Origin of the sequence: Flammeovirga sp. OC4, assembly GCF_000812565.1 — a bacterium.
Classification (GTDB): domain Bacteria; phylum Bacteroidota; class Bacteroidia; order Cytophagales; family Flammeovirgaceae; genus Flammeovirga.
Map to the genome: position 1 here is coordinate 84455 of NZ_JTAM01000027.1, position 26982 is coordinate 111436.

Sequence of the window (26982 nt, forward strand, 5' to 3'; positions counted from 1 at the left end):
CATGCTCTTTAATTAGAATACTTAGTCTTTCCAAAGATTATTGGATGCAAATGACAATACAGCTTCCACACTTTCTTCGTTGTAGCCCATAGTAATCATCTGCTCTACCATGGCATTGTATTTCTTCATCTGTCCCTCATCCCTTGTTTTAGCTTTGAGAATAATTCTTGTAATGTCTTTGACTGAAGCCATTAATTTTTTCTCAATTGCTTCCTTCAATGGCTCATAACTTGTGTAATGTAATGCCCCATTTCTTCTTAAAATATGGGTCACATAGCTCATCACATCTTGTCTAAAGCCATCTGCAGCAGTACCAGCAATACCAATTTGTTGCTCAATAGACCCTAAGAATTTTAAATCCGGTTCCATTTCATCATTGTTCTGCCCTTGTACTTTACGTTTCAATACATAAGCCTCCACATGGTCTAGATAGTTTTGGAAGAGCGATTCTGCTTGTTCGTCATAAGCATGTACGAATGCTTTTGTGATGTCGATTTCAAGCATTTTTAAGTACTCTTTATAAAGTATATCCTTCAGGATATCCATATAATGACTCTTCACATCTCCGGCTAACGGCTCTTCTTTCAATTTTGTTTGCAAGGCATCCAAAACAGCAATGGGGTGAATCGTATTTGTTTCTGTATCAGAAAGGGCATTATCCAATGCTTTCATGATAAAACGAGTCGAAATACCACTCATACCTTCATCTTCATGCTCCTCTTTTAACTCTAAGACATTAATTCTTTTTGATTGTCCATTTTCAGTCACCTCATCACCATTGTATAATTTCAATTTGGTGAGGAGATCACATTTATTGGTAGGTTTCAATCTGGTCAGAATGGCAAACATTGATGCGATTTCCAATGAGTGCGGAGCGATATGAGCATTGAAATCTGATTTATTGATAATCTTCTGGTAGATTTTTATCTCTTCTGAAATCTCTAATACATACGGTACTTCAATCTTTACAATTCTATCCAAGATTGCTTCATTCGTATGATCTGCTTTGAATCGATTCCATTCCGCTTCATTGGAGTGGGCTAGAATAACACCATCAAAATAAATCATTCCATGTTTACCAGGAGCAGGAATTCTTTTTTCTTGAGTGGCTGTTAACATTACGTGTAGGTATTCAATTTCATTCTTAAATACCTCAATAAATTCCACTAAACCTCTGTTACCCACATTAAAAGCACCATTTAATGTAAGGACTCTTGGATCATCCTCACTGTAACGGTCTAGTTTTGAAATATCCTCAGAACCAATAAGTACGGAAGTATCTTGATTGTTAGGATCAACAGGCGGTACCATACCCACGCCGTGTCTTTTACGAATACTAAAATCCCTTTTAATGACATTGAACTTCGTAAAATCACCTTTTAACTCATTGTCAAGTTTAAACTGAGTTACAGGGTCCAATTCACCTTCAATTTCAACACCCAAGCGGCTTTCCATCTCTGGACGAAGTTCTGGAGGAATAGCACATAGTGGATTGGTATTCATGGGTGAACCTTCTAAGAAATAAAAAGGACTCAATTTTTCTAGTCCTGATTTTAATTTTTCTATTAATGAAGATTTTCCTGCACCTACAGGCCCTACTAAAAATAAGACTTGTCGGCTTTCTTCTCCTTTCAGTGAAGCAGAATGAAAATACCTAACTATTTTTTGTAATACTTTTTCAATTCCAAAAAATTCATCTTCAAAGAACTTATAACTTTTCAATTTGGTATGTGCTCCAAATATTCTTCTAAGCCTTACATCTTTATCGGTGTCTAGGTGTGAAACGCCATCTTTGGTAATGGCTTTATACATTCTTTTGTGAGCGAGATCACCCAAATCATTATTGTTTTGTACAATCTCTAGATAATCCAAAAACGACATTTTCTCTTCCGCTTTATTCTTTTCTTTACGGAATGAGTCAAAAAGCTTTTTGAATTCATTTTGATCATTTGCGGCATTCATAGTTATTTTTTTTGGTTTCATTATGTAACAACGTTTCTAATTTTTGTGCAATTGAGAAACATTACAGTCTAAATGGTATATGGGTTAAAATAAAGTATCGTTATTTCTGTTTTTAATTGGATACAATGAAAGTAAATGAGTACTTATATTCATAATATACGAAGTAAGTAACGCATTAACAACTAATAATATGTTAAATATCAAGGATTTACGATGTACTTTTCATCCTTATTATTGACAAAAAATTTATTTCCGTCTAAATCTTCAACGGGTGCAATTCCATCTTGCATCGCTCCTACCGTTAAATATTTGCCTAGAGGAATTATTATTTTGCCATTAACGTCAATGATTCCCTCATTAAACTCAAAGTCTGTTACCTGAAGATATGGGTTATTCAAACTACTAAATTCAACAGTTGCATATTTTGGAGGAATAATAATATTAAAATCCCGGTCCAAAAAGCCAATTGTAATTTGACCATCACCTTGATCTTGAAGATAATAATAAGCAAAATTCTCAGGAGCAAATTCACTTAATTCATAATCAATATTCGTTTCCCATCCGCTATTATTGTTACTGTAGTGAACGGTTCCTTTCTCTTTTCGCTTAATTATATTGTATCCGTCTATCTTTTTCCCTGACAGTTTCTTTTCATTTAAATCGTAAATATCCATTACTCTTTTGGATTCTACCCCTTCTCCTATTCTTTCTAAAAACAAATAACCTTCCTCTATACACTCTTGTGAGATGTTAGCATCATATTTCATATCCGTAACTTGCTTTTGAAGGGATATATCATAAAAAGCAAACTTATCATTTGTGTGTCCCACCAATGCTAGCCCATAACTTTCTACAAAAGGAATGTACAACTGTTCATATTTCAATGGCACTACAAATTTTTGAGTATTCAAATCGAAGATGCCTTGTTGCTTTTTTTCATTCATCAAAATAACCCATTCTCGTGCAGGATCATTACTGCTGGATATGTAATTAATAACGGAATGAAAATGATCTACAACTGGAAGAATTTTAAGTTTATTTTTCGCTGAAAGCGGCAATAATGAAACATTTCTTTGAGCATCCTTATAGGTTATTCCTTGTAAAAAATCGTTGCTAAAAGATTTGATGGAATCATATTCATAGGAGACTTTTTTCCCCTCTTTATATAAAGCGTATTTCTTCGAATTAGGTACATTTTTAATTTTGATTTCATCATCCATGGTAGAGCCCACCAAATACTCATCTAATCGATGTTCTTCTATCTGTTGACTTGATGTTTCAAGATATACCTTATCTCCGGAAATATATTTTGCATTATGGGGAAGCTTAAAACCGTTTGAGTTATAATATTCGCTGTCAATCTTTTTGATTATTTTGTCTGTATGCTCTGCTAATTGTACTTTCCCCTCTTTGTTCATAATGTTGTATCCATTATTTGTGATTATAACAGTTAAGTCCTCCCATTGTTCAAAATTTATTGATTTAAATCCCTTACTTCCCCTTGTTTTATTGACCACTATTCCTCTAGAAGTCAATGAGTAATCCTCATCATTGATAAGACCTAATGAACTTTCACCCATTGCTTCCAGCAAACCATATTCATTAAATGTAATAGCAGTATATTCTAACGGAAGATTCCATTTTTTGAATTTAGTATTATAAAGACCACAAAGGTTATTTTTGTAGGCGAGGTAAGTATGATTATGATCAAACGGTTTAATACTATCATATTCTAAGTTCAATATCTTGTCCCCTTTATAATCAATAATACCATGTTTTCCTTTAGTGTTTCTTACTATCATTTCATCCTCCTCCAAAGTAAACCTAATATTTGCATACTTTGCTTTTGCCTTCCACTCATTATCTTTTCCAATTATTCCATACTTACCGCCTTTGGAAACAATGGCAACTCCTCTTGAATTAAATGGCGTAACTGTCTCATATAGGTAATTGATCACCAATTGCTTATTCTGATCACAATATCCCCATTTGCCATTTTTCTCTACTGGAATAAGCTGCTTTGGTGTAAGCATTGAGATCAAAAAACTAAGAATAAGAAGTAGTGATAATTTCATAGGTTGTTTTTTGTAAAATAATTAATTGGGTTACTTAAGATAAATCTTATCAAACACTATCTGTAAAAATGAACTTTAAAATAGTCATCAATCCTACATCAATTCTATAGAACGCATAAATATTACTAACATTTCCATTTTCGTTTATATTTATTATTTAAATTTTTTATTCAATTCTTAACGAAATTAATAATATTGCACACGGTGTTATTATTAGTGTGATTTGGAAAAAATAAAAAACAAAATGAGTTTTATAGGCAATTTAATGTCCTATTCAATCTTGTTAAAAAAAGAGACTTACAATGCTTTTTTTGCAAATAGCATTTTACACTCTCAATTCTTTATCCCTCAAAACCCTACCTTTCTAATCAAATTACCTATTAAAAATGTAAACAGAATAGCATTAATGTTTGCAAGCTTTTTAGGTCGAATTATTGACGCTTCACGAAATAAAGGAGAAAGTGATCGGTCTTGCTTATTAGTAAGATCGTATCACAATTCTCGTCCTCTTTATATAAAAAGGATAATCTAACCCTACAGCACTGTTTGGTAAGATTATCCTTTTTTTGATCTTTTCATTATTTAAAACTACATATGAAACATTTATTATCTTTCGTATTCTTCGCACTTACTTTACTTACTTTTAATGTTACAAAGGCTCAGAATTTCAATTCTACATTTGCGCAAGTTGCTTATGGTTCTGGTAACGAAGACTTCCAATTCGGTAACAATACTGAAAACGGAAACATGTGGCTGATCACATTAGATCACGTATCTGAATGGAGCTATGGTGGTAACTATGCATTTATCAACTTCATGGCAGCAGACAACATGATTCCTGATACAGACTTTGACGGTAATGTTACTCACAACGGACCTATCAGATTATACACGGAGTGGTCTCCTTGGTTATCATTAAACAAAATTACGGGTAAAGACCTTGGGTTTTGGATTTTCAAAGACTTCTCTGTTGAAGGTCAATTAAACGTTTCTTACTCTAGTTTTTATGCTTTATTAGGTGGTGTAGGCATGACTTTCAAAACAGCTAACTACGATACATTCCTAAAATTGATGGTGTATTACAAAGCCTCTACTTTTGCTGAAAATACGGATCATTTGGCACAAATCACGGGTGTTTATGATCTTCCATTATCAAGAAAAATTGGACTTCGTTTACAAGGTTTCTTTGATTTTATTCCAAATGGGAAAGACCACTACTACTGGGGAACTGACTTCCTTGCTCAACCTAGAGTGCTATACAACTTAGGCCAACATTTTATGCCTGATAAATTCACAAAATTAGAAGTGGGTGTAGATGTATACATGCATTACAATGAATTTGTATCAGTGACTGCTCCTCAAGCTGCTGTACGTCTAACTTGGTAATTTATTCAACATTAAATCACAACTCCAACAATGGAAGCTAGTCATAATAAAGGAGGTTTTATTGAAAACTTCTTCAACTTAAAAAAACATAATACAACGGTCCGTGCGGAAGCTATTGGTGGTATCACTACCTTCCTCACAATGGCCTATATCTTATTTGTCAATCCAAGTATTTTGGGTGATGCTGGTATGGACAAAGGTGCTTTATTTACTGTTACTTGTGTCGCTGCTCTTATTGGTACATTGCTAGCTGCATTTTGGGCTAGAGTTCCCTTTGCAATGGCTCCAGGGATGGGGTTAAATGCCTTTTTCACTTATGCACTTGTTATCGGTAGAGGTTTACCATGGGAAACTGCACTCGGTATTGTTTTCGTTTCTGGTGTCACGTTCATCATTTTAACAGTGCTTGGTGTAAGAGAGAAAATCGTAAATGCTATTCCACTTTCGTTGAGATTGGCAACTTCGGCTGGTATTGGACTTTTCATTACATTTATTGGGTTTAAAGGTATGGGATTGGTTGTGTCTAATCCGGCTACGCTTGTGTCTTTAGGTCACTTAAGTACACCTACTATCATTGCTTTATTAGGGCTTGTATTTATTGTTGTATTAGAGACAATGAAAGTAAGAGGTGGTATTTTAATTGGTATCATTGTCATGACGGTAGTAGGAATGATAGCAGGTGAAGTAGCTTTACCCGAATCAATCATTTCAGTTCCTCCTTCTATTGCTCCAATTGCCTTTAAATTAGATATCATGAGTGCATTGGATCTAGCATTTATTGCTCCTATTTTCTCCTTTATGTTTGTCGATTTATTTGATTCAGTAGGAACTATTGTGGCCTGTTCCTACGAAGCCAAAATGGTAGATAAAAAAGGAAACATTCCTAAGATTGGTAAAATCCTTGAAGCTGACTCCGTAGCTACAGTAATTGGCTCTTTATTAGGTACATCAACTACAACTACATATATAGAATCAGCCTCAGGTATTTCACAAGGTGCTAGAACAGGTTTAGCTTCAGTATTTACCGCAGCGTTATTTGCCATCGCATTATTGTTCTCACCAATTGTAACTATCGTTCCAGCATTTGCTACAGCTCCTGCTTTAGTGATGGTCGGAATTTATATGTTCAAAAATATCAAAGAGATTAAGTTTGATGACTTGGTAGAGGGTGCTCCAGCATTTTTAACCATTATCTTAATGCCTTTGACATACAGTATCAGTAATGGTTTAACTTTTGGTTTTCTTTCTTATTTGATTATTGCAATTTGCAGTGGACAAGTAAATAGAATTTCAAAGGTAATGTGGGTAATTGGTCTTTTATCGGCTATAAATCTTTACATTTCGGCTATCTCGTAACACTGACAAAAATCACACAGAAAGCCAATGATATTATTTTAAGATATTATTGGCTTTTTTTGGTATAATTGAAGTATAATCATTATTATTACGCTTTACCTTGGTTAGTGATTACCACATCTTTATACTATAATTCGTTAGGGAAGCTCCCAATACTATTAACATGCCTGTAGATTTTGATACTATTTTAGAAGATCATAAACGATTTCTAAGTATTGGCAACAATACTTTTCATTATATCTATGATTGCACTAAACTAAGATTTGAACACCTTTCTCCTTCATTTACAGAAGAGACTGGATATGCTATTCATGAAGCATTATTCAATTCTGATTTTTCTTTAACCCCTCCAAAAGATTACGCTCCTATTTTAAAAACGTTAGGTGAATTACTTACTTTTTTTGTGCATCATTTTTATGAAAATCTTGAGCATTATACCATCTTTTACTATTACCCATTATTACATAAAGATGGCAACGTATACCCCTGTTTGGTACAAGTTAGAGTCTTAGAACTTGATGATAATAATAACTTGAAATATGTTTTAGCCTATAATCAAATTATCAAAAAAGATTATGACAATACGAAAGCATTTAATCTGAGTTTTATAGCTCATGATCAAAAGCTTCCTTCTTATTATCATGTGGATACTATTGAAAATTTTGAACAGGTTATCAATATCCGTAAACTGACAAAAAGAGAAATTGAAATCCTAAAACTTGTGTCAGAAGGACATTCAAACAATGCGATTTCAACTATTTTAAATATTAGCACCCACACTATCTCAACTCACAAAAAAAATATTATATCGAAAACAAACACCCCTAATATTATGGTGGCTATTCAGAAGGCTATACTTCAAAAAATCTTTTAACTCAAAACAAAAGATAAATGTTAGTCAATTTTATTGAACAAATTCAAAATACCTACATAGAAAATAGTGATTACTTTATTACAACTTTACAACATAAGGACTTTATTAATAACTCGTTTGAGAGGGAAAAGGAATATATTCTTCCTGGAAAGTCTTTGCATTTCTTAATTGACATTGAGAATTTTAGTTTTACTTTGCTTCAAAATTCGGGCGTAAAGTATGAAGGTCCTACTTCAACTACTTCACTAGATTATTTATTTCATGATCTTGACCGTTTTTTAGTCGAAGAAGACAAAGTAATTTACAGAAATGCGATAAATTTTGTGTTTAAAAAACATTTGGCTCTATTCGATGAAAAAGACCCTTTTTTGTTTCGGTCAAGTTTTGTGTTCAGAATAAAAAGGGAAAACGAAAGGATCACCTCTTTTCTTCAACATGATATTCCTATTAAAATTAAGAATGGAAAGATTAAGCAGTTTTTCTCTGTAGTAACTGATATTTCCCATTCTTTAATCGAACAAGATAATAGTATCTCTTTTTATAACATGAAAAGTAAGGAAGAACATCATTTTGACCTTTCAGAGCATCATACCAAAGTAACGCTACCCTCTCTGATTTTATCCAGAAGAGAACTTGAAATATTACAGCATGTCATCAAGGGATTGAATACAAAAGAAATGGCCGAAACATTAAATATCTCTGTTGAAACTGTAAACCGCCATCGGAAAAACATGATTAAGAAGAATAAGAAGAAAAATATCATTCACCTCGCTACAGAGGCCTTTAAACAAAATTTGCTGTAGATATTTCGTTGAAAAAAATTGCTTCAATATCCCCTTGTCTTTGTGATCAATGTGACCATTTTAACTTTATATCACAATTGAAAATTTATGCATCTTTGAATTCTCTGTTATCTTTGTGACAAACAAGACTTCAAATAGACTTAATATCTAACAAGATGTATAAATTATTATTTAGTTTATTAATTACCTTATCTCTTTTTGGCACCGTTTCAGGACAAAACAAAGAAGCAAAGAAGAAGAAAAAAAGCAAAAAAACACTTTCAGCGGATCCTGATGCAAAACTTCAATCTCCACACGATATTGCTTTCGATGAAAAATCTGGTTTATTCTTTATTAGTTCCTCAGGAAATCATGGAATTATCAAAAGGGGCCGTAGAGGAGGAGCTGTTTTTGTGACAAAAGATTTGGTACACCCTAGAGGAGTGACCATTCTAAATAGTATATTATATGTTGCAGACTCTAACCGAGTGAAAGGTTTTAATATTAAAGACAATGAAGAGGTTTTTAACGTTGAAGTAGCAGGGGCTCAAGCTTTACATGCGATTACTTGTAATGGCAATATTCTATACATTTCAGACAAAGAAGCATCAAAAGTATTTAGTGTTAACGTTAGATCAGAAGAAGTAGAAGTGATCACTACAGATGTTCCTTCACCAACTGGCGTTTATTATGATAAAAAGTCAAAAGATATTCTAATCCTAAGTTCCCTTGAATCCGCAGGTGGTGTTTATGCTTACTCTCCAAAGGATAAAGCGGTTGAATTAAAGTTACAGGTCATGGACTTCCCTTACTTGGAAGACATTACTTTCAATGGTTCTATGAGCTATTATTTGACAGCTTGGGGTGCTGATCATAAGGAAAATGTGATTATAAAAATCAACAGTTCCCTTTCAAGAGAACCTCGTATTATCCAATCTTCTAGTGATGGACCAAGCGGGATGATTTATATTAAAAGAACCAACGAGTTAGCCATTGCCAGTGAATACGCTAACAATCTAAACATCATAAAACTAGGTTATTAAGAAACACAATACTTTCTTATCAAGACTTAATCAAAAGAGTAACCACTAATAAAAGGTTACTCTTTTTTTGTTATATTATTCAAAATTCAAAAGTTATTCTTCGTTTTTTCATATATTATGGAAACATGTAAAAGTCACTCAGAATATCTTGTATTGCCTTAATGAGAAACGTATTTATTTTATCTGCTATTCTACTGATATTTTCAGGGTGCAATAGCTCAGAAGAGATTAACACTACACTAAGCTACGATGCAACCAAAGGAGTCCATGAAGTGGAAATGATTGGAGACAACGAACGAAAAGTAATCGTCTTTAATGAAATTTCAGAAATTGGAAAAGGTACTATTACCTTACCCGAGGGCAACGTATGGCCGAAATCAATTACAGTGAAGCTTCCTTTCCCCCGTTTAGAAGGATTCAAAGCCTACACTAATCTTGACAAAGAACACCTTTTCGAGCATTTTCATGCTGCCGGTGTTGGTAATCACCAATACATCGCTACCTACAAAGGAGCTGAAAAGAAAAGGATTGTAAAAGATGAACCTTTTGTTGAAATAGAGTTACCTCAAGAGATGTGGGAAGATAACCCCAAAATCATCTACATCGAATGGGTAAATCTCTATAGAATTTAAACTCAACTTGACTTTTACATTATCATTGTCCCCTTGTTATTAACCGATCAAAATAATTCACATTAGTTTGTAACCTTGGTAACAGTAAGCACTAAGCCAAAAATAGATCATAGTTAATTCTATTTGATTTTTTGTCTTAGTACTTATATTCTTTAAGAAGAAAAGCTTTCCCCCTTTTCTTCTTAAAGAATGTATATATCCTCCCAATTACTAATAGAATCCCAATTATTCAGATTACCTTTGCACTCGAAATCATTAAAAACAAGCATAATGACATTCAAGGAATTAGGAATCTCAAGTGCAATTATCAAAGCACTTAAAGAAAATGGAATTGAAGAACCGACGTCTATTCAGGAAAAATCAATCCCATTTTTATTAAATCAGGGCACGGATTTTATTGGACAGGCACAAACAGGAACAGGCAAAACAGCCGCTTTTGGATTGCCTCTACTTCAATTAGTCAATCCTAAAAGCCCTCAACCCCAAGCATTGATTTTATCTCCTACAAGAGAGTTAGGACAACAGATACAGAAACAACTTTTTCGTTTTACAAAATACTACCATAAGATATTTTGTGAAGCCGTATATGGTGGAGCCTCATTGGATCAACAAATCAACAACCTAAAGCGTCCTACACAAATTGTTGTCGCAACACCGGGCCGTTTGTTGGACTTAGTAGATAGAAACGCTATTGACCTTTCGTATGTGAAAACAGTAGTGATGGATGAAGCAGACGAAATGTTGAGCATGGGCTTCAAAGAAGATCTTTCTAAGATCTTGCGTTTGACAACTCACAAGAAAGCAACTTGGTTATTCTCTGCTACATTCCCAGCAGGCATCAATGACATCATCAAAAAATACATGGCAAAAGATGCTCACCGTATTGAGGTGAACCAATTCAATGTCATCAATAAGAAAATCAAGTTCGAGTACATTTTAGCAGAGCAAAAGCAAAAAATGGAAACACTCAACTGGTTTATTCGTCAGCAAGGTGATGCTAGGGGTGTTATTTTCACTAAGACAAAAGCGGAAGCACAACAAGTAGCAAAACAACTTCATGGTAAGCAATTCAAAGCAGAGTCTATTCACGGAGATCTTAATCAAAAGGAAAGAGACAAAGTAATGCGTGCTTTCAAAGGTAATAAATTGCAGATTTTGGTGGCTACCGACTTAGCAGCAAGAGGCATTGACATCGCAGATTTAGCGTATGTGGTACATTATCAACTTCCGGACAAGACTGAATACTTTACGCATAGAAGTGGTCGTACAGCAAGAGCTGGCAAGTCTGGCGTGTCTTTATGTATTGTAAGCAAGAGAGAGTTAAGCAAGTTGGATGAGATTGAAGACGAGTTTGGTATTACTATGGAACAAATTTTCGATTAAGCATAGCTTCTTCAGAATACAAAAAAGGCTAGGTTGAATTCATGATCAACCTAGCCTTTTCTTTTGATATTGAAACAAGTATTACCTTGTCAGCAGTATACCAAATTATTTTACTTTTTGAATTACAATTTCAGTAATATCATCAGCACCATCATTGTATAACAACATTTCGATTGGCAATACATATTGGTACCCTTGTGCCTTTGCTACATCAGCTAAAGCTGCTTCTGCTTTTTGACGTAAAGGAGTGATTGCTTCATTTTGACGCTTTGCAAAGTTTTGCTGAGCAGTTTGTTGGAACTCTTGTAAGTTTCTTTGTAACAACTCTAACTCTTGTGCTTTTTGCTGAATGATTTCTGGTAACCAGTTTGCTTGGTTTTGTTGGAAATCAGCATACTTCGACTGGAACTCTTGCTCTTGTTGTTGCATAGAAGTATACAATTGGTTTTGATAGCTTTCCAACTCCTTCATTTTAGTTTCAAATTCAGGGATTGATCTTACTACACTATCAAGGTTTGCGTAAGCAAAGATTTTAGTTTGAGCTGCACTTTCATTTGAGAAGCTCATAAGCATCACTGCAAATAAAGATGCGAATATAACTTTTAATTTCATTGTTCTTCGTTTGTAAGTTCTAAAAACTAATTTGACTATTGACCGTTCATTTTGGCAATTACTTTACCAGTAATGTCCTCACCGTTGGCGTCAATTAAGAAAGCTCCAATTCTTGCCATAACACCTTTGGCTATAACAACTGAATATCCACCTTCTTTGGCCACTGCCTCTACTTCCAACTCTAATTTTTTCATTAGAGGTTCCATCGCTTCAGCTTGTTTTTTATTAATACCTTGTGAAGCTCTTTGTTGTAATTCCTGAACTTCTTGTTGTAGAGCTTGTAACTCTTTTTCTTTTTCTTGAATCTCAGCAGGAGCCATTGATTGTTGACCTTGCATTAACTGTTGGTATTTCTCTTGCAAAGTACGTTGTTTCATTTCTATTTGAGTTTTGAACTGCTTTGCATAAGACTCAATGATCTTTTGCTGCGTTTTAAACTCTGCCATAGAAGTAATCACACTATCCTCATTGATATAGGCTACTTTTTGTTGAGCCATTGCCATTGAAGATAGCATCATCAACGACCAAAGCGCGAATAAGATTTTCTTCATTGCGTAATTAATTTCTCTGTTTATTTATAAAAACACTAACTGATTAGTACGGTTTTCCTTGCAAAAATATAAATTATCTTGGAGAATCCTCAGGATCTCCCTCCCCAAGTTCGTCTAAAACGAAATCAGTATAGTTATAACGTGGATCTGAGTAGATTAAAGTTATATCTGAAGCTTTATCAAATAAAAAATTTAACTTTTTTTGTCTCGCTACTGCCTCACAAGCCTTTGCTATTTTGTCTTGTAGCGGTTTCATAAACTCCATTCTTTTAGAATATAAAAGGCCTTCATATCCAAAATGATTGGTTTGAAAATCTCTCATATCATTTTTCAAACTAGCAATGGCTTCAAGCTTTTCAGCTTTCATTTCAGGAGTCAGCAAGATCTCTTCATGTGTGTAAGCACGCTCAAGGTCTTCCACCTCCTTTTTCATGTCATCTAGCTCTTTTAACCATTTGTCCGTTAGTTTTCTTAGTTTATCCTCAGCTTCATTGTACTCAGGTAAAGACTCTATGATTACTTGAGAATCAATGTAACCAAACCTTTGAGCAGATACCAACGGAACGTTGATCAAAAAGAACAGACTAATAAGGAGTAAGTTCTTCATAGATTTTTTAGCATAATTTCGTCAAATATGCTTATTATATTTTACTTTATCAATGTATAAATTGCTCTTATCAAATTTGTAGTCGTTTCATATTTCCGTAGAGAATGAGATGAAAAACCTGCATTAGATGAGTAATTTTCAATATCATTACTTTCAACAAGTGTTGCATCTAAGACACCCCAAGCTTCTTTAACGACAATTTTTTTATCATTTGATAACATTCCGACCTTAGAAATTGAATCATTAAATGGGCATTCGATAATCAATTTACCTCCATCTGCAAGCATATCATAAGCTTTTGTGATTACTTTTTGCTGATCATCTGGCGTTAATTCTAAGATACCAGACCACATCCACAAAATAGTATCTGCCTTTTCTCTGTGCCAATCTAAATAGCACAAATCATCTTCAATGATTGTAATGTTATCTGATGCCTTTTCTTTTAAAATTTCAGTTAATTCGTGTACTCGTTCTATTCCAACAATTTTCCCCTGGAAATTTTTCATTTTCAAAGCCTGAATCACTCTCCCATACCCAGAACCAAATTCGATTAGAAGAGCACTCTCTTTTATATCTTCATAGATCTGATCAACATCTTCACCCTCTGAGAGCCCTATTTTCTCAGCAAAACCCATGAAAATATCTAACGGCATGTTTGAATAGAATGAAGCGTTACTATCTTTCGCTAGCATAATGTAATATTAAAATGAGGACGTCATATTTAAACGTAATAAATACAGCTATCACATTATACAAAAATAATGCAAATAAACCCAAGGATACCAACACCTTACAAATTGATCATAAAAGAATCTAAAAATCAATTATATATATTTAACAGATAGAAAAATAACTTATTATATCCTTTGTGATTTATCTCCAATAATTCCAAAAAAAGTACTATTGAACACCTCCTTAATCACATTCGCTCCAAAATTCCTTCAACAAATAAAAAACCCTGCCTTTTGCAAGACAGGGTTGATCTATGTTTTGTAACACTATAACTTATACAAGTTGTGCTAAAGCATCATTTAAAGTAAAGCTTGGACGCATTGCCTTAGAAGCTTGATCAAATGAAGGATGGTAGTAACCACCAATGTTTTGAGCACTACCTTGAGCACCGATCAACTCAGCGTTGATTTTCTCCTCATTCTCAGTCAAGTCTTTCGCTAACTCTGCGAACTGTGCTTTCAACTCAGCGTCTTTGTCTTGAGCCGCTAATTCTTGTGCCCAGTATAAAGCTAAGTAGAAATGAGAACCTCTGTTGTCAATTCCACCTACTTTTCTAGCTGGCGACTTGTCATTGTCTAAGAAACGACCTGTAGCTACGTCTAATGCTTCTCCTAATACTTTCGCTTTAGGATTGTCAAACGTTTCACCTAAGTGCTCTAAAGAAACGGCTAACGCTAAGAACTCACCTAGTGAATCCCATCTTAAGTAACCTTCTTTGATGAATTGTTGAACGTGCTTAGGTGCTGATCCACCTGCACCAGTTTCGAATAATCCACCACCGTTCATTAATGGAACGATTGATAACATTTTCGCTGAAGTACCTACTTCTAAGATCGGGAACAAGTCAGTTAAGTAATCTCTTAATACGTTACCTGTTACTGAAATTGTATCTTCACCTTTTACGATACGCTCTAATGAGAATTGAGTCGCTGCTACTGGAGCTTTGATCAATAACTCTAAACCGTCAGTATCGTGATCTGCTAAGTATTTGTTTACTTTAGCGATCAATTGAGCATCATGCGCTCTATTTTCATCTAACCAGAATACTGCAGGAGTACCAGTAGCTCTAGCTCTTTTCACTGCTAATTTCACCCAATCTTGGATTGGTAAATCTTTCACCTGACACATTCTGAAGATATCACCTTCACCTACAGCTTGCTCGATCAAAACAGTACCTGCCGCGTCAACTACTTTTACAGTACCTGCTGCTGACATTTGGAATGTCTTGTCATGAGAACCGTACTCTTCTGCTTTTTGTGCCATCAAACCTACGTTTGATACAGAACCCATAGTTGTTGGGTCTAAAGCACCATTTTGCTTACAGAAGTCGATTGTAGCTTGGTAAACACCTGCATAAGAACGGTCTGGAATAACCGCTTTCGTATCTTGTTGCTTTCCTGCTTTGTTCCACATTTGACCAGAAGTACGGATCATTGCTGGCATAGAAGCATCAATAATCACATCTGAAGGAACGTGAAGGTTAGTGATTCCTTTGTCAGAATCTACCATTGCTAAATCTGGAGCTGACGTATAAACTGCTTCGATAGCTGCTTCTACTTCTGCTTGCTTTTCATGACCTGCAATTTTTGCATATACATCACCCAAACCGTTTGTAGCAGTTACGCCTAACTCAGCGAATAATTCAGCATACTTCTCAAATACATCTTTATAGAATACTTCTACCGCCGCACCAAAGATGATTGGGTCTGAAACCTTCATCATTGTTGCTTTCATGTGTAATGAGAACAATACACCTTGTGCTTTTGCATCCTCTACTTGCTCAGCGATGAATGCCTTTAAAGCTTTCATGTTCATCACTGAAGCATCTATGATTTCACCCTCTAAAAGAGCTACTTTTTCTTTCAATACAGAAGTTGAACCATCTGCACCTACAAACTGAATACTTACATCAGTTGCTTTGTCTACAGTAACAGATTTTTCACTACCATAGAAATCATTAGCAGGCATACTTGCCACGTGTGATTTAGAATCAGCCGTCCAAGCACCCATTGAGTGAGGGTGTTTCTTTGCATAATTCTTCACTGCTTTTGGAGCTCTACGGTCAGAGTTTCCTTCTCTCAATACAGGGTTTACAGCACTACCCAAAACTTTTGCATATCTGCTCTTGATTTCCTCTTCGGCAGCGTTGGCAGGTTCAGCTGGGTAATCAGGAATATTATATCCTAATGCTTGAAGCTCATTAATTGCAGCTTGTAATTGTGGAATAGAAGCTGAAATGTTTGGTAACTTGATGATGTTCGCCTCTGGTGTTTTTGCCAAAGCACCTAGTTCCGCTAAAGCATCTCCGATCTTTTGGTCTTCTGACAAATTCTCAGGGAAGTTCGCAAGGATACGTCCTGTTAAAGAAATATCTTTTGTTTCGATTTCAACGCCTGCTGCACTTGCGAATGTTTTTACGATTGGTAAAAACGAATAGGTAGCTAATGCTGGTGCCTCGTCTGTTTTGGTGTAAATAATTTTTGCTTTTGCCATGTCTTTTTTCTTATGTGATAGGGAAACACACTGAATGCTGCCGAAATTTGTTGTTTTGTTTAATTAAATCTACTCTTTCCTAGAGCATTCTTAATTTTCAAGTTGCAAATTTAATAAATGTTTAGAAAATCAGAACAAAAATCATTTTCTTAGTAATTTTTTTATCTTAAAAAACAAAAAAACAGCGTCAAACACCTATTTTTTTAAAGATTTTCTAATTGAGCTTTTTATAAAATTTCTTCACAAAACCTTCAACAAGATTAACAATCGTTTACTTTAGTCGCTATTATCAATCATATGTTAACGCTGACTTACATCATAAAAACTCTTAAACCAACCCTGCAATTTTGTGTCATAATTGGTTCTGAGAAGAATAACAGGGAACCTAGTGTAATTCTAGGACTGTACCCGCAACTGTAAATCTCAATCAAAGATTTGTTACAGATAACCATTATTCATTTGATCTGAATGAGAAGGAGTAACAAAGGAGAAAGTCAGGAGACCTACCAATTTTATATTAATCGAAAAGACAACTTCGGGAATAAAGTTGGAGGTATTTTTTTGCATTTTGCTTGCGCTAATCTGCACAATAAATAGTTGTGTCTCTCCACCCCGTAAGTTGTTGACAAACAATTTTTCTAGTTTAAAATGAAAAAGCAGCTTACAAACTTAATCAATCTTCTTTTCCTAATTTTAACCGTAGGCTTCACGAGTTGTGAAAAAGCAACGGAAGAACTCCCCTTATTTGACGTAACATTTCGTATCAACAACGGTGATAGCGATGTTGTTGTCTCTGTCATTGAAAATGAAACGGTAGCAGAACCATCTGAAACCCCTCAAAAAGAAGGGTCTGATTTCCTTGGATGGTACTACGAAAATGAACCGTATGACTTTGCGACACCTGTTACATCCCCTATCAGTATTGAAGCAAAATATATGTTCTCAGTGGGTGAAACTGAAGTAATGTACCAAACGATTTCCCTTGATGACTTCCAAGCAATGGAATCTCAAAAACATATGTTGGTAAAAGCTCAAATCAATTATTTAATGTTCGGCTGGGCTTGGGGAACTGAAGCTTACATTACTGACCCTGAAGGTCACAGCTCAAAAGACTTCTATAATCACTCCAACTTCGGCATGTTCTCATTCCCTCTAAAATTTACTAAAAATGACACACACATTGAAGGTCAAACTTTTGTTTTTGATTTGGTAAAAGATGTTTACATGTCTTCTCCTCAACTAGGATTTGGGTATGGAAGAAATGAAGAATTTGATGCAACAGGAACAGGTGCTTACAATGGATCAAAATGGTTAGCTCCAATGCGTTATGGTGTTGAATATTTTGATGAAGTGGTAAGAGGTAACGTAAGAGAAGTGACTTTCACAAGTGAAGATGAAGTAAAAGTATTGATAGGTGAAACGGAAGTTTATATCAAAACTTTAGGAATTGAAGAAGGTACTTATGAAAACGTTTCTGAAGACTTTGTTGCTACAATTGAGGCACTGTTAGGGCAAAACAAGTTTGTAAAAACTATTGAGCTAGACGGAAAAGTGATTTCTGTTTTAAGAGGCGAAGAACTACAATTTACTGACAATATATAGTTTTAAAATCAGCTATTGCTCAATTTGGGCAATAGCTATTTAACTTATCTAAAAATGAAAAAACGACTTACTATACTAAACAAACTTTTATTCTTATCTATTCTTGGACTGATTAGTAGTTGTGACACTCAAGAAGATCAGAGTATTTTACATGAGGTAAAATTTGACCCTGCAGGAGGTTCCGCTGTTGAATCACAATTGGTCATTGACGGTGATACAGTTGCAAAACCAAATGATCCAATTATGGATGGGTCTGAGTTTGTAACATGGTTGAAAAACGATGTACCTTATGATTTTGGAGAACCTGTAAAAGAAGATTTTACTTTAACAGCGACATGGGATGTTATTTATACTCCTATTGTCAATCCAAATGCCACCCCATATATCACAGAAGTATTAAACTTCTCTCCTGCTCCAGGACAATTCTTAAACAAAGTAGATGACCAAGCCTCTGTCGTCAATATCATAGGAGATTCGTATCAATTTATTTCACTGGGGACTTTTGGAGGAAATGTCACATTTAAGTTTGACCACTCTATCATGAATGGAGAAGGTGATGATATTGCTATTTACGGAAATCCATTTGAAGACAATAGTGAGCCAGGTATCGTAATGGTTTGTCAAGATTTGAATCACAACGGAATAGCTGATGAAGATGAACCTTGGTATGAATTAGCAGGGAGTGAATATTACAAAGATGAAACCACTCACAATTATTCTATCACTTACTACAGACCTGGACCTGAGGAAGATCAACATATTATTAAATACAAAGAAAAGTACGGTGATACTGAAAACGAAGGTGAAATGGACTTTACTCCAGTTAAACCCTTCCATGAACAACCCATGTTCCCTACTTTCTATACTGAAGATGAAATCACTTTCACCGGCACAAGGATAAAATCTAATACCTGGTTTGAAGATATGGGTGAGTGGAAATATTACCACAACCCTGCTTATGACTGGGGTTATGCAGACAACAGAGGATATGAGAATGAAGGAATTTTAAGAAGCGCAGACCTTTTTGATATCAGTAATGCTGTGGATGAAAATGGAGAGAAAGTAGAGCTTATTGCAATAGACTTTGTAAAAGTGTATACAGCAACTACTGAAATTGCACACTGGCTTGGAGAGCGTTCTCCAGAAATTGTTAAAGCGGCAGATATCAGTCTACTTCCTACAAATGAATAATTATAAGTTTAGACTTTTACTGATCGTTTGCTTTTGGTTTTCGCAGGCAAATGCACAAATTGATTCAACCACTTACTTAAACGAAGTGGAAATCATCGGGCAACGCATACCTGAGAGAGTCAGTTTCAAAAACACTAAAATTGACAAAGAGCAAATTGATCAGTATTTGTCAGCTTCTTTAGGAGAATTACTAACCCTAACTACTCCCATATTTATCAAAAGCTACGGGGCGGGAGGTACGGCTACTCCCTCTTTCCGTGGTACGGGTGCCAGTCACACCCAAGTGTATTGGAATGGAATCAACCTGAACTCACCTATGTTGGGTCAGGTTGACCTTTCTCTATTTCCAGTCGCTTTCACCGATGAAGTTACAATCAATTACGGTGCTTCAAGTTTACTATATGGCACTGGTGGATTGGGTGGTGGCATTCAGATGAATAGTAAATTAAACTGGGACAAAAAACAGGAAGTTATCTTCTCTAAAACTTATAATACATTACAAAATTCAATCACAAATGGTAGCATTTCTTTTTCAAATGAAAAATGGAGCAGCACTACCAAACTATTTTATAAAGATGCTCAAAATCTTTTTGAGTTTGTCAACCCGTTACAACCTGAAACCCCAACTTGGAGCAATGATCACTCCGGACAAATACAATATGGAGCATTGCAAGAGATCGGCTATAAAATAAATGAAAACCATACCTTACAAGGTAATCTATGGTATCAGAATAGTGAACGAAAGTTGACGCCTTCCATGGACAGTAGATATGGTGATTCAAAACAAGGTGATGAATCATTTAGAGGATTAATCACTTGGAAAATCAATCATGACAGTTTCAAAATGGAGTGGAATAACGCTTATATTCATGACTATTTATGGTATGAAAAGCTTTTAAGTAATGATGAAACACCAAAAACCACTCATTCTAACTCAACTTCATATCAATATCAATCACACCTTAGAACATCTTATCAAGTTCATGATCGGCTGCTATTAAGAGGTGGTTATGATTATGCTTGGGACAAAATTAGCAGTAATCAATACCAAGCTTCTTCTGACTCAACAATTATTGATGTGCATCAAAACACCATTGATCTATATGGTGGGTTTGATTATTTTCCTATGGAACAATTGTCCATGAGTTTTCTTGTTCGACAACAATGGATAGATGGTGATCACAAACCTATATTGCCTTCCTTGGGGGTAGAATACCAATGGAATCAAAATGGAAAATACTCTTATAGCCTTAGGGGTAATGTTTCCAAAAACTTCCATGCTCCTTCTTTGAATGACCGCTATTGGTACCCTGTCGGAAACCCTGACCTATTGCCAGAACAAGGGTGGACTTATGAAGGAACTTTAGGTATTCAATCGCATTGGAAAAATAATTGGAGATTGAGCTATGACGTCACTGCATTCAGCGCTATTATCCACAATTGGATTGTTTGGAAACCTGCCGTTAGTAATCTTTGGCGTCCAGAAAATTTAAAGAAAGTACACAGTCGTGGTATTGAACAAATCTTACAGTTGACCTATCATAAAGGCGACTGGCAATGGATTGGGTATGCTTCCTTGTCTTATGTAAAGTCAGAAAACTTAGAAGCTTATGATGAACTAGACCAATCAGTAGGCACACAATTAATATATACTCCTGTCTTTAGTGCTCAAGGTTATATACAAGCAAATTACAAATCTTGGTACGGGATAGTGGAACAGCAGATATACGGAAAGCGATTAACACAAACTGATGGAAGCGAATATTTACCTCCTTATTATCTCACAAATTTCAGTATAGGTAAGCAGTTCTCCTTTCGTCAACATCGATTCGACTTAAAGGCTCGAATCGAAAATGTTTTCGCTTTCCACTATCAATCTATTGCCAGAAAACCAATGCCTGGCCGAGTCTATCAACTCACCTTTACTTATAAACTATAATCATATATGCGTTTTCCGATTCTTATTTTCATATTTATTACCTTTTTTTTAAATGCATGTAATACTGTTGAGGACAGCATGCCTATTTCTAATACACCAGAAGTGCCTGAGGAAGTTACTTTTGAGGAAGGTTTATTTGTGATCAATGAGGGTAATTTCGATTGGGGACATGGGACACTCTCATTCAAAAAATATGAATCGGATAGCGTATATGAAGAAATTTATAAACAAAGAAATGAATTCGAAATTGGTAATGTAGCTCAGTCCATGACTATCATAGGAGAAAAAGGTTATCTATGCGTCAATAATTCAGAAAGAATTGATATCATAGAAACCAAAACTGCTAAATGGATTGGAAGAATCGAAATTCCAAGAAGTAGTCCACGTTACCTTTTACCTATAGATGACCACAAAGCCTATATTACTGAACTATATGCAGATCGTTTTTATGTTCTAAACCTTGATTCTAATACTATTCAAAAAGAAGTAAGAACAACAGGATGGACCGAAAAAATGTGTAAAGTGGGTGATTTCGTTTACATGACACAAACCAGAACAGTATACGACAGCCGAAAAGGTGGACAATTTTTATTAAAAATCAATGCACAAACTGATGTAATTGTCGATAGTTTAGCACTTCCTTACGGACCTATTGACCTTCAGGTTGATAAAAACGAAAAAATATGGGTGCTCTGTAACGGAGGCTTAGTACAACTCAAACCTGCTATTGCTCAAGTTGATCCTATCACTTTTAACATCTTAAAAACATTTGACCTTTCTGCTAATGATTATCTAAGCATGCCCTCTAGATTACGTATCAATAAAGAAAAAGACATCTTATATTATATTCAAAAAGATATATTTTCCCTTCCAATTGATGCTTCCCAACCCACTTCCATTATCCCTAAAGAAAAACGCCTGTTCTATGGTTTAGGAGTCTCTCCACATAACAATGATATTTACGTTGCTGATGCCATTGATTATGTTCAAAAAGGATGGATTTTCAAATACAACCAAGAGGGTGTCAAATTAGATTCATTCAAAGTGGGTGTTATTCCAAACGAAATTGTCTTTCAATAATTATCCTTAAAAAATACCTCAATCAAATTCAGATATTGTATCTTGTCTTTTCCAACAATTGGAATAGAATATTTTAAGTTGAGGTGAATGTTTTCAATAAAAACCATAAAACAAGATCATATTTGGCAAGGGCTACTTATTCTTGCTTATCTTTTTTTAACCTATAATTTTTTTGAGCAACGTTTTGGCTTTGCCTATGGCTCAATGAAAGCTATTTTACTGGTGAGTTTCCAAGTTTTCATCTGGCAATTCAATCTCCATTACCTGGTACCTAAATTACTTTTAGAGAAGAAGCATGTCATTTATGCATTATCACTTTTCTCTTTTGTTTTGATCATCGCTTTTCTATATCAATACATCGAAAAGGAAATTTTCCAGGCATGGAAACAGTCCAATTCTGAAAGGATGATGTTTCCTTTTGACGATCCTGAGATGAGGGAAAAAGCTTTAAAGAACCGTAATGCAAAAAGAGTCCGTAAAGGATTTCGAATCTTTGAAAGTACTTATAATATTATCTTGTTTGGAGTGATCGCTCTAGCCAGTACAGCATACAGAATGACACTTTTTGGCTTAAAAAAGGAGAATGAAGCCACTTTATTGAGAGAAGAACAAGTGAAATCTGAAATGAGTTTTCTAAAATCACAGGTCAACCCCCACTTTCTTTTTAATGTATTGAATAATATCTATACACTATCTTTTATCAAGTCTGAAAAAACTCCAGAAGTGGTATTACAGCTTTCTGATATGTTACGCTACATGCTTTATGACACCTCCACTGAAACCGTTCCGATTCACAAAGAAGTCGATTACTTGAAAAACTTTATCGATCTACATTTACTTAAAAGTGATAGCATAAAAGATAATATTGAGACACATTGGAATATTGAGAAACCCTCCTTACAAATTGCTCCTTTACTGTTTGCTCCATTTATAGAAAATGCCTTCAAACACAGTCATATTGAGGATGAAGATCACGGCTGGATTAAGGTGAAATTAGATGTCACTACAAAGAATGAAATCTACTTTGAAGCAGCCAATAGTAAACCCAAAACAAAGCTTTCAAAAGATCAATTAGGGGGCATAGGTTTGGAAAATGTAAAAAAACGTCTCAATTTGCAGTATAACCTCAAACATCAACTAGAGATTATAGACACTCAAGACAGTTTTACTGTCAAACTTAAAATACACACATAAACACTAGTACAAAAACCATTTAACGGTGCTGAACTAGTACTTAACCATAACTTAAACACACATCACAAAAATGACTTCACAAATGAACAACACTACACCTTACAAACCGAAAAACAAAGTAAGGCTAGTCACTTCGGGCTCTTTATTTGACGGACATGATGCATCGATCAACATCATGCGTAGAATCATGCAATCTTCGGGTGCAGAAATCATTCACCTTGGGCATAACCGTACGGCTCAAGAAATTGTAGACTGTGCCATACAGGAAGATGTGCAGGGAATTGCTATTACTTCTTATCAAGGGGGACATCTAGAGTATTTCAAATACATTTATGACTTGCTGAAACAAAGAGGTGCTGGATATATTGGCATCTATGGTGGCGGTGGTGGCACCATTCTCCCTTCTGAAATTGATGAGTTGCACGATTACGGCATCAAGAAAATCTATTCTCCTGATGACGGTCGAACGATGGGTCTGCAAGGAATGATTAATGACATCTTGATTCAATGTGATCATCCTACTGGAGAAAATCTAGGAAAAGAGAAACTTCAATTAGGGCAAAAAAATCATAGAAACCTCGGTCGCATTATTTCAGCAATAGAAAACTTCAAAGAAGATCAAGCTGACTTTATTCAAGAACTGAACGTAGAGAATAAAGATAAAAATATTCCCGTACTTGGAATTACAGGTACTGGTGGTGCTGGTAAATCAAGTCTGGTGGATGAGTTAATCAGAAGATTTTTATCTCAATCTGAAGACAAAACCATTGCGATCATTTCCATTGACCCTTCCAAAAGAAAAACAGGAGGAGCGTTACTTGGAGATAGAATCCGAATGAATGCCATTGCGGATGGTAGAATCTACATGCGTTCATTGGCGACAAGAAAGGCACATCAAGCCATTTCAGAACATATTGAAGATGTATTAGAGGTCGTCAAAGCAGCTAACTTTGATTTAATTCTTCTAGAGACTTCTGGTATTGGACAATCGGGAACTGAGATTGTGGATTACAGCGATGTTTCCCTTTATGTGATGACGCCGGAATATGGTGCGGCTACTCAGTTGGAAAAGATTGACATGCTAGACTACGCCGATGTAATTGCTCTTAATAAATTTGACAAAAAAGGAGCATTAGATGCATTAAGAGATGTAGCAAAACAGTACAAAAGAAATCATGGGCTTTGGGAACTAAAGGAAAATGATATTCCAGTATACGGCACCATGGCTTCTCAATTTAATGACGAAGGTGTGAATGAGTTATACAACAAAATCATTTCACTTTTAGAGGAAAAAAGTACTGTCAAATTCCCTAAGATTGAAGTAAATGAAACTTCCGACCGCTTTCATATTATCCCTCCATCAAGAGTTAGATATTTGTCAGAGATTTCTGAAGTCGTTCGAAACTACAATTTACATGTCAAGGAACAAGCTGACATTGCTGATCAGCTATTTGGTTTACAAAAATCAATAGAAATTCTTGAAGGTGACAAAAGCACAAAGGCTACTTTACAGGAAGCTTTTAATAAAATAAAAAGGGATTTAGACCACGATATTTTTGATGTTTTGGAAGGTTGGAAAGCAAAAGTAGAAGCTTATGCTGGAGATACCTTTACTTACCAAGTAAGAGGCAAAGACATCAAAGTTGAAGCTAAATCTGAAACATTATCCGGCAATAAAATTTCAAAAGTTACACTCCCTAAATTTACTGGGTGGGGTGATATCACACGTTGGGTAATGCAGGAAAATGTACCTGGAGAATTCCCTTATACGGCAGGTGTGTTCCCTTTCAAACGACAAGGAGAAGATCCCACGAGAATGTTTGCAGGTGAGGGAAACCCTGAAAGAACAAATAGAAGATTTCATTACCTTTCACAAGGACAACCCGCTGCACGATTATCTACCGCTTTTGACTCTGTAACCCTTTATGGGGAAGACCCTGATTTCAGACCCGATATTTATGGAAAAATTGGGAATTCAGGCGTGAATGTAAGTTGTCTGGACGATGCCAAAAGGTTATACTCTGGATTTGATTTATGTGCTCCAAGTACTTCCGTTTCAATGACTATCAATGGTCCTGCGGCAGCGATGACGGCGTTCTTTATGAATGCCGCAATTGATCAGCAATGTGAGGTCTACATTAAAGAAAATGGTCTTGAAAAAGAAGTAAAATATAAAATTGCTTCTATTTATAAAGGGCAAACCATCCCAACTTACAGAGGTGAATTACCACCAAATCATAACGGATTAGGGCTGATGCTTTTGGGCGTAACAGGTGATCAGGTTTTACCTTTAGAAATTTACAATGAAATCAAAAAAGCAACTATTGCCAAAGTAAGAGGAACGGTTCAAGCCGATATTCTTAAAGAAGATCAAGCACAAAACACTTGTATTTTCTCTACAGAATTCTCACTACGTTTAATGGGTGATATGCAACAGTATTTCACTGACAATGGTATTCGTAATTTCTATTCCGTTTCAATCTCTGGTTATCATATTGCAGAAGCAGGTGCTAATCCAATTTCTCAATTGGCATTTACATTAGCCAACGGTTTTACTTTTATAGAGTACTACCTGAACAGAGGAATGAAGATTGATAACTTTGCTCCCAACTTCTCTTTCTTCTTCTCTAATGGCGTGGACCCAGAATATGCGGTCATTGGCAGAGTGGCTAGAAGAATTTGGGCGAAAGCTTTAAAAATTAAGTACAAAGGAAGTGACCGTTCCCAGAAATTGAAATACCATATTCAAACTTCAGGAAGATCGTTGCATGCTCAAGAGATTGCTTTTAATGATATTAGAACTACCCTGCAAGCATTATATGCTATTTATGACAACTGTAATTCATTGCATACTAATGCTTATGACGAGGCCATCACTACTCCTACTGAAGAATCTGTAAGAAGAGCAGTGGCCATACAATTGATCATTAATAAGGAGCTTGGATTAGCAAAAAATGAAAATCCATTACAAGGCTCGTTTATCATTGAAGAATTGACAGATTTGGTAGAGGAAGCTGTGATGATGGAATTTGACAGAATAACCGAGCGTGGAGGTGTATTGGGTGCAATGGAAACAATGTATCAACGCTCTAAGATTCAAGAAGAATCCCTGCATTATGAAACGTTGAAGCATAATGGTGAATACCCTATTGTGGGTGTCAACACCTTCTTAAGTAAGGAAGGTTCTCCTACTATTATTCCTGAAGAAGTGATTCGATCTTCTACAGAAGAAAAAGATAGTCAAATCAACTCTCTGGAAAATTTACATCAACATGCCCAAGCAAACGCCATTGCAAAACTAAAAGATTTGCAAAGTACTGCTTTAGCCAATCAGAATACTTTTGACGCTTTAATGGAAGCCACAAAGTATTGTTCTCTTGGTCAAATCACACATGCATTGTTTGATGTTGGAGGACAGTACAGAAGAAATATGTAGTCTTTCTTGTAAAGTTGAATATAAAAAAATGAGGCTGTCTCATAATTAAAAA

Annotated in this window: 20 protein-coding genes and 1 riboswitch; of the genes, 13 read left to right on the forward strand and 7 right to left on the reverse strand. The window is 35.3% G+C overall.

The window, feature by feature from the left end; translation table 11 throughout:
• Positions 1 to 21: 21 nt before the first annotated feature.
• Entirely contained in the window at positions 22 to 1983 is a 1962-nt protein-coding gene (locus tag PL77_RS16095; protein WP_216595910.1) for a hypothetical protein, read from the reverse strand.
• 179 nt (positions 1984 to 2162) lie between these two features.
• Complete coding sequence (locus PL77_RS16100; RefSeq protein ID WP_082026583.1) at positions 2163 to 4037, reverse strand: WG repeat-containing protein; 1875 nt, start codon at positions 4035 to 4037, stop codon at positions 2163 to 2165.
• 594 nt (positions 4038 to 4631) lie between these two features.
• Here PL77_RS16100 and PL77_RS16105 point away from each other — a divergent pair.
• The 7 genes from PL77_RS16105 (at position 4632) to PL77_RS16135 (ending at position 11493) form a co-directional block, all read left to right on the forward strand.
• A complete protein-coding gene (locus PL77_RS16105; protein ID WP_044207408.1) occupies positions 4632 to 5423 on the forward strand; it encodes a hypothetical protein in 792 nt (263 codons plus the stop codon).
• 30 nt (positions 5424 to 5453) lie between these two features.
• Complete coding sequence (locus tag PL77_RS16110; protein WP_044207410.1) at positions 5454 to 6779, forward strand: NCS2 family permease; 1326 nt, start codon at positions 5454 to 5456, stop codon at positions 6777 to 6779.
• 163 nt (positions 6780 to 6942) lie between these two features.
• Positions 6943 to 7653, forward strand: a complete 711-nt coding sequence (locus tag PL77_RS16115; protein ID WP_044207412.1) for a LuxR C-terminal-related transcriptional regulator — start codon at positions 6943 to 6945, stop codon at positions 7651 to 7653.
• Positions 7654 to 7670: 17 nt separating this feature from the next.
• Entirely contained in the window at positions 7671 to 8456 is a 786-nt protein-coding gene (locus PL77_RS32310) for a response regulator transcription factor (RefSeq protein ID WP_052444483.1), read from the forward strand.
• 155 nt (positions 8457 to 8611) lie between these two features.
• On the forward strand, positions 8612 to 9478 hold the full coding sequence (locus PL77_RS16125; RefSeq protein WP_044207413.1) for a hypothetical protein: 867 nt from the start codon (positions 8612 to 8614) through the stop codon (positions 9476 to 9478).
• A 161-nt stretch (positions 9479 to 9639) separates the two neighbouring features.
• Entirely contained in the window at positions 9640 to 10110 is a 471-nt protein-coding gene (locus tag PL77_RS16130; protein ID WP_044207415.1) for a hypothetical protein, read from the forward strand.
• 270 nt (positions 10111 to 10380) lie between these two features.
• Positions 10381 to 11493, forward strand: coding sequence for a DEAD/DEAH box helicase (locus PL77_RS16135; RefSeq protein WP_044207417.1), 1113 nt, complete (start codon positions 10381 to 10383; stop codon positions 11491 to 11493).
• Positions 11494 to 11598: 105 nt separating this feature from the next.
• On the opposite strand, the gene PL77_RS16140 is transcribed toward PL77_RS16135, so the two are convergent.
• The 5 genes from PL77_RS16140 to PL77_RS16160 all read right to left on the reverse strand — a co-directional run bounded on the left by PL77_RS16140 (position 11599) and on the right by PL77_RS16160 (position 16488).
• The gene (locus PL77_RS16140; protein ID WP_044207419.1) at positions 11599 to 12105 is read right to left on the reverse strand and encodes an OmpH family outer membrane protein; all 507 of its coding nucleotides are present in this window, start codon (positions 12103 to 12105) and stop codon (positions 11599 to 11601) included.
• Between the two features lie 35 nt (positions 12106 to 12140).
• The gene (locus PL77_RS16145) at positions 12141 to 12656 is read right to left on the reverse strand and encodes an OmpH family outer membrane protein (RefSeq protein ID WP_044207422.1); all 516 of its coding nucleotides are present in this window, start codon (positions 12654 to 12656) and stop codon (positions 12141 to 12143) included.
• Positions 12657 to 12729: 73 nt separating this feature from the next.
• Entirely contained in the window at positions 12730 to 13263 is a 534-nt protein-coding gene (locus PL77_RS16150; protein ID WP_044207424.1) for an OmpH family outer membrane protein, read from the reverse strand.
• A gap of 41 nt (positions 13264 to 13304) precedes the next feature.
• Entirely contained in the window at positions 13305 to 13955 is a 651-nt protein-coding gene (locus tag PL77_RS16155) for a bifunctional 2-polyprenyl-6-hydroxyphenol methylase/3-demethylubiquinol 3-O-methyltransferase UbiG (protein WP_044207427.1), read from the reverse strand.
• A 313-nt stretch (positions 13956 to 14268) separates the two neighbouring features.
• Positions 14269 to 16488: an NADP-dependent isocitrate dehydrogenase gene (locus tag PL77_RS16160; protein ID WP_044207428.1), complete on the reverse strand. Its 2220-nt coding sequence runs from the start codon at positions 16486 to 16488 to the stop codon at positions 14269 to 14271.
• Positions 16489 to 16830: 342 nt separating this feature from the next.
• Positions 16831 to 17014: riboswitch (cobalamin riboswitch) on the forward strand.
• Positions 17015 to 17136: 122 nt separating this feature from the next.
• Between PL77_RS16160 and PL77_RS16165 the strand changes: the two genes are divergently transcribed.
• The 6 genes from PL77_RS16165 to PL77_RS16190 all read left to right on the forward strand — a co-directional run bounded on the left by PL77_RS16165 (position 17137) and on the right by PL77_RS16190 (position 26930).
• The gene (locus PL77_RS16165; RefSeq protein WP_044207432.1) at positions 17137 to 18090 is read left to right on the forward strand and encodes an InlB B-repeat-containing protein; all 954 of its coding nucleotides are present in this window, start codon (positions 17137 to 17139) and stop codon (positions 18088 to 18090) included.
• A gap of 54 nt (positions 18091 to 18144) precedes the next feature.
• Positions 18145 to 19281 (forward strand): InlB B-repeat-containing protein, encoded by a 1137-nt coding sequence (locus PL77_RS16170; RefSeq protein WP_052444484.1) that lies wholly within the window; start codon positions 18145 to 18147, stop codon positions 19279 to 19281.
• Positions 19274 to 21220 carry a TonB-dependent receptor gene (locus PL77_RS16175; RefSeq protein ID WP_044207434.1) on the forward strand — a complete coding sequence of 649 codons (1947 nt, stop codon included), beginning with the start codon at positions 19274 to 19276 and terminating at the stop codon, positions 21218 to 21220. Before PL77_RS16170 ends, PL77_RS16175 begins: the two co-directional genes overlap by 8 nt.
• Before the next feature lie 6 nt (positions 21221 to 21226).
• Positions 21227 to 22300 (forward strand): DUF5074 domain-containing protein, encoded by a 1074-nt coding sequence (locus tag PL77_RS16180; protein ID WP_172665878.1) that lies wholly within the window; start codon positions 21227 to 21229, stop codon positions 22298 to 22300.
• Between the two features lie 87 nt (positions 22301 to 22387).
• Positions 22388 to 23494: a sensor histidine kinase gene (locus PL77_RS30710; RefSeq protein ID WP_052444485.1), complete on the forward strand. Its 1107-nt coding sequence runs from the start codon at positions 22388 to 22390 to the stop codon at positions 23492 to 23494.
• 82 nt (positions 23495 to 23576) lie between these two features.
• A complete protein-coding gene (locus tag PL77_RS16190; protein WP_044207480.1) occupies positions 23577 to 26930 on the forward strand; it encodes a methylmalonyl-CoA mutase family protein in 3354 nt (1117 codons plus the stop codon).
• Positions 26931 to 26982: the final 52 nt, after the last annotated feature.

What these genes read in the sequence shown, in the direction of transcription:
- PL77_RS16095 (WP_216595910.1), bottom strand. Translation starts at nt 1,983, where the DNA reads ATGAAACCAAAAAAAATAACTATGAATGCCGCAAATGATCAAAATGAA.
- PL77_RS16100 (WP_082026583.1), bottom strand. Translation starts at nt 4,037, where the DNA reads ATGAAATTATCACTACTTCTTATTCTTAGTTTTTTGATCTCAATGCTT.
- PL77_RS16105 (WP_044207408.1), top strand. Translation starts at nt 4,632, where the DNA reads ATGAAACATTTATTATCTTTCGTATTCTTCGCACTTACTTTACTTACT.
- PL77_RS16110 (WP_044207410.1), top strand. Translation starts at nt 5,454, where the DNA reads ATGGAAGCTAGTCATAATAAAGGAGGTTTTATTGAAAACTTCTTCAAC.
- PL77_RS16115 (WP_044207412.1), top strand. Translation starts at nt 6,943, where the DNA reads ATGCCTGTAGATTTTGATACTATTTTAGAAGATCATAAACGATTTCTA.
- PL77_RS32310 (WP_052444483.1), top strand. Translation starts at nt 7,671, where the DNA reads ATGTTAGTCAATTTTATTGAACAAATTCAAAATACCTACATAGAAAAT.
- PL77_RS16125 (WP_044207413.1), top strand. Translation starts at nt 8,612, where the DNA reads ATGTATAAATTATTATTTAGTTTATTAATTACCTTATCTCTTTTTGGC.
- PL77_RS16130 (WP_044207415.1), top strand. Translation starts at nt 9,640, where the DNA reads ATGAGAAACGTATTTATTTTATCTGCTATTCTACTGATATTTTCAGGG.
- PL77_RS16135 (WP_044207417.1), top strand. Translation starts at nt 10,381, where the DNA reads ATGACATTCAAGGAATTAGGAATCTCAAGTGCAATTATCAAAGCACTT.
- PL77_RS16140 (WP_044207419.1), bottom strand. Translation starts at nt 12,105, where the DNA reads ATGAAATTAAAAGTTATATTCGCATCTTTATTTGCAGTGATGCTTATG.
- PL77_RS16145 (WP_044207422.1), bottom strand. Translation starts at nt 12,656, where the DNA reads ATGAAGAAAATCTTATTCGCGCTTTGGTCGTTGATGATGCTATCTTCA.
- PL77_RS16150 (WP_044207424.1), bottom strand. Translation starts at nt 13,263, where the DNA reads ATGAAGAACTTACTCCTTATTAGTCTGTTCTTTTTGATCAACGTTCCG.
- PL77_RS16155 (WP_044207427.1), bottom strand. Translation starts at nt 13,955, where the DNA reads ATGCTAGCGAAAGATAGTAACGCTTCATTCTATTCAAACATGCCGTTA.
- PL77_RS16160 (WP_044207428.1), bottom strand. Translation starts at nt 16,488, where the DNA reads ATGGCAAAAGCAAAAATTATTTACACCAAAACAGACGAGGCACCAGCA.
- PL77_RS16165 (WP_044207432.1), top strand. Translation starts at nt 17,137, where the DNA reads ATGAAAAAGCAGCTTACAAACTTAATCAATCTTCTTTTCCTAATTTTA.
- PL77_RS16170 (WP_052444484.1), top strand. Translation starts at nt 18,145, where the DNA reads ATGAAAAAACGACTTACTATACTAAACAAACTTTTATTCTTATCTATT.
- PL77_RS16175 (WP_044207434.1), top strand. Translation starts at nt 19,274, where the DNA reads ATGAATAATTATAAGTTTAGACTTTTACTGATCGTTTGCTTTTGGTTT.
- PL77_RS16180 (WP_172665878.1), top strand. Translation starts at nt 21,227, where the DNA reads ATGCGTTTTCCGATTCTTATTTTCATATTTATTACCTTTTTTTTAAAT.
- PL77_RS30710 (WP_052444485.1), top strand. Translation starts at nt 22,388, where the DNA reads ATGTTTTCAATAAAAACCATAAAACAAGATCATATTTGGCAAGGGCTA.
- PL77_RS16190 (WP_044207480.1), top strand. Translation starts at nt 23,577, where the DNA reads ATGAACAACACTACACCTTACAAACCGAAAAACAAAGTAAGGCTAGTC.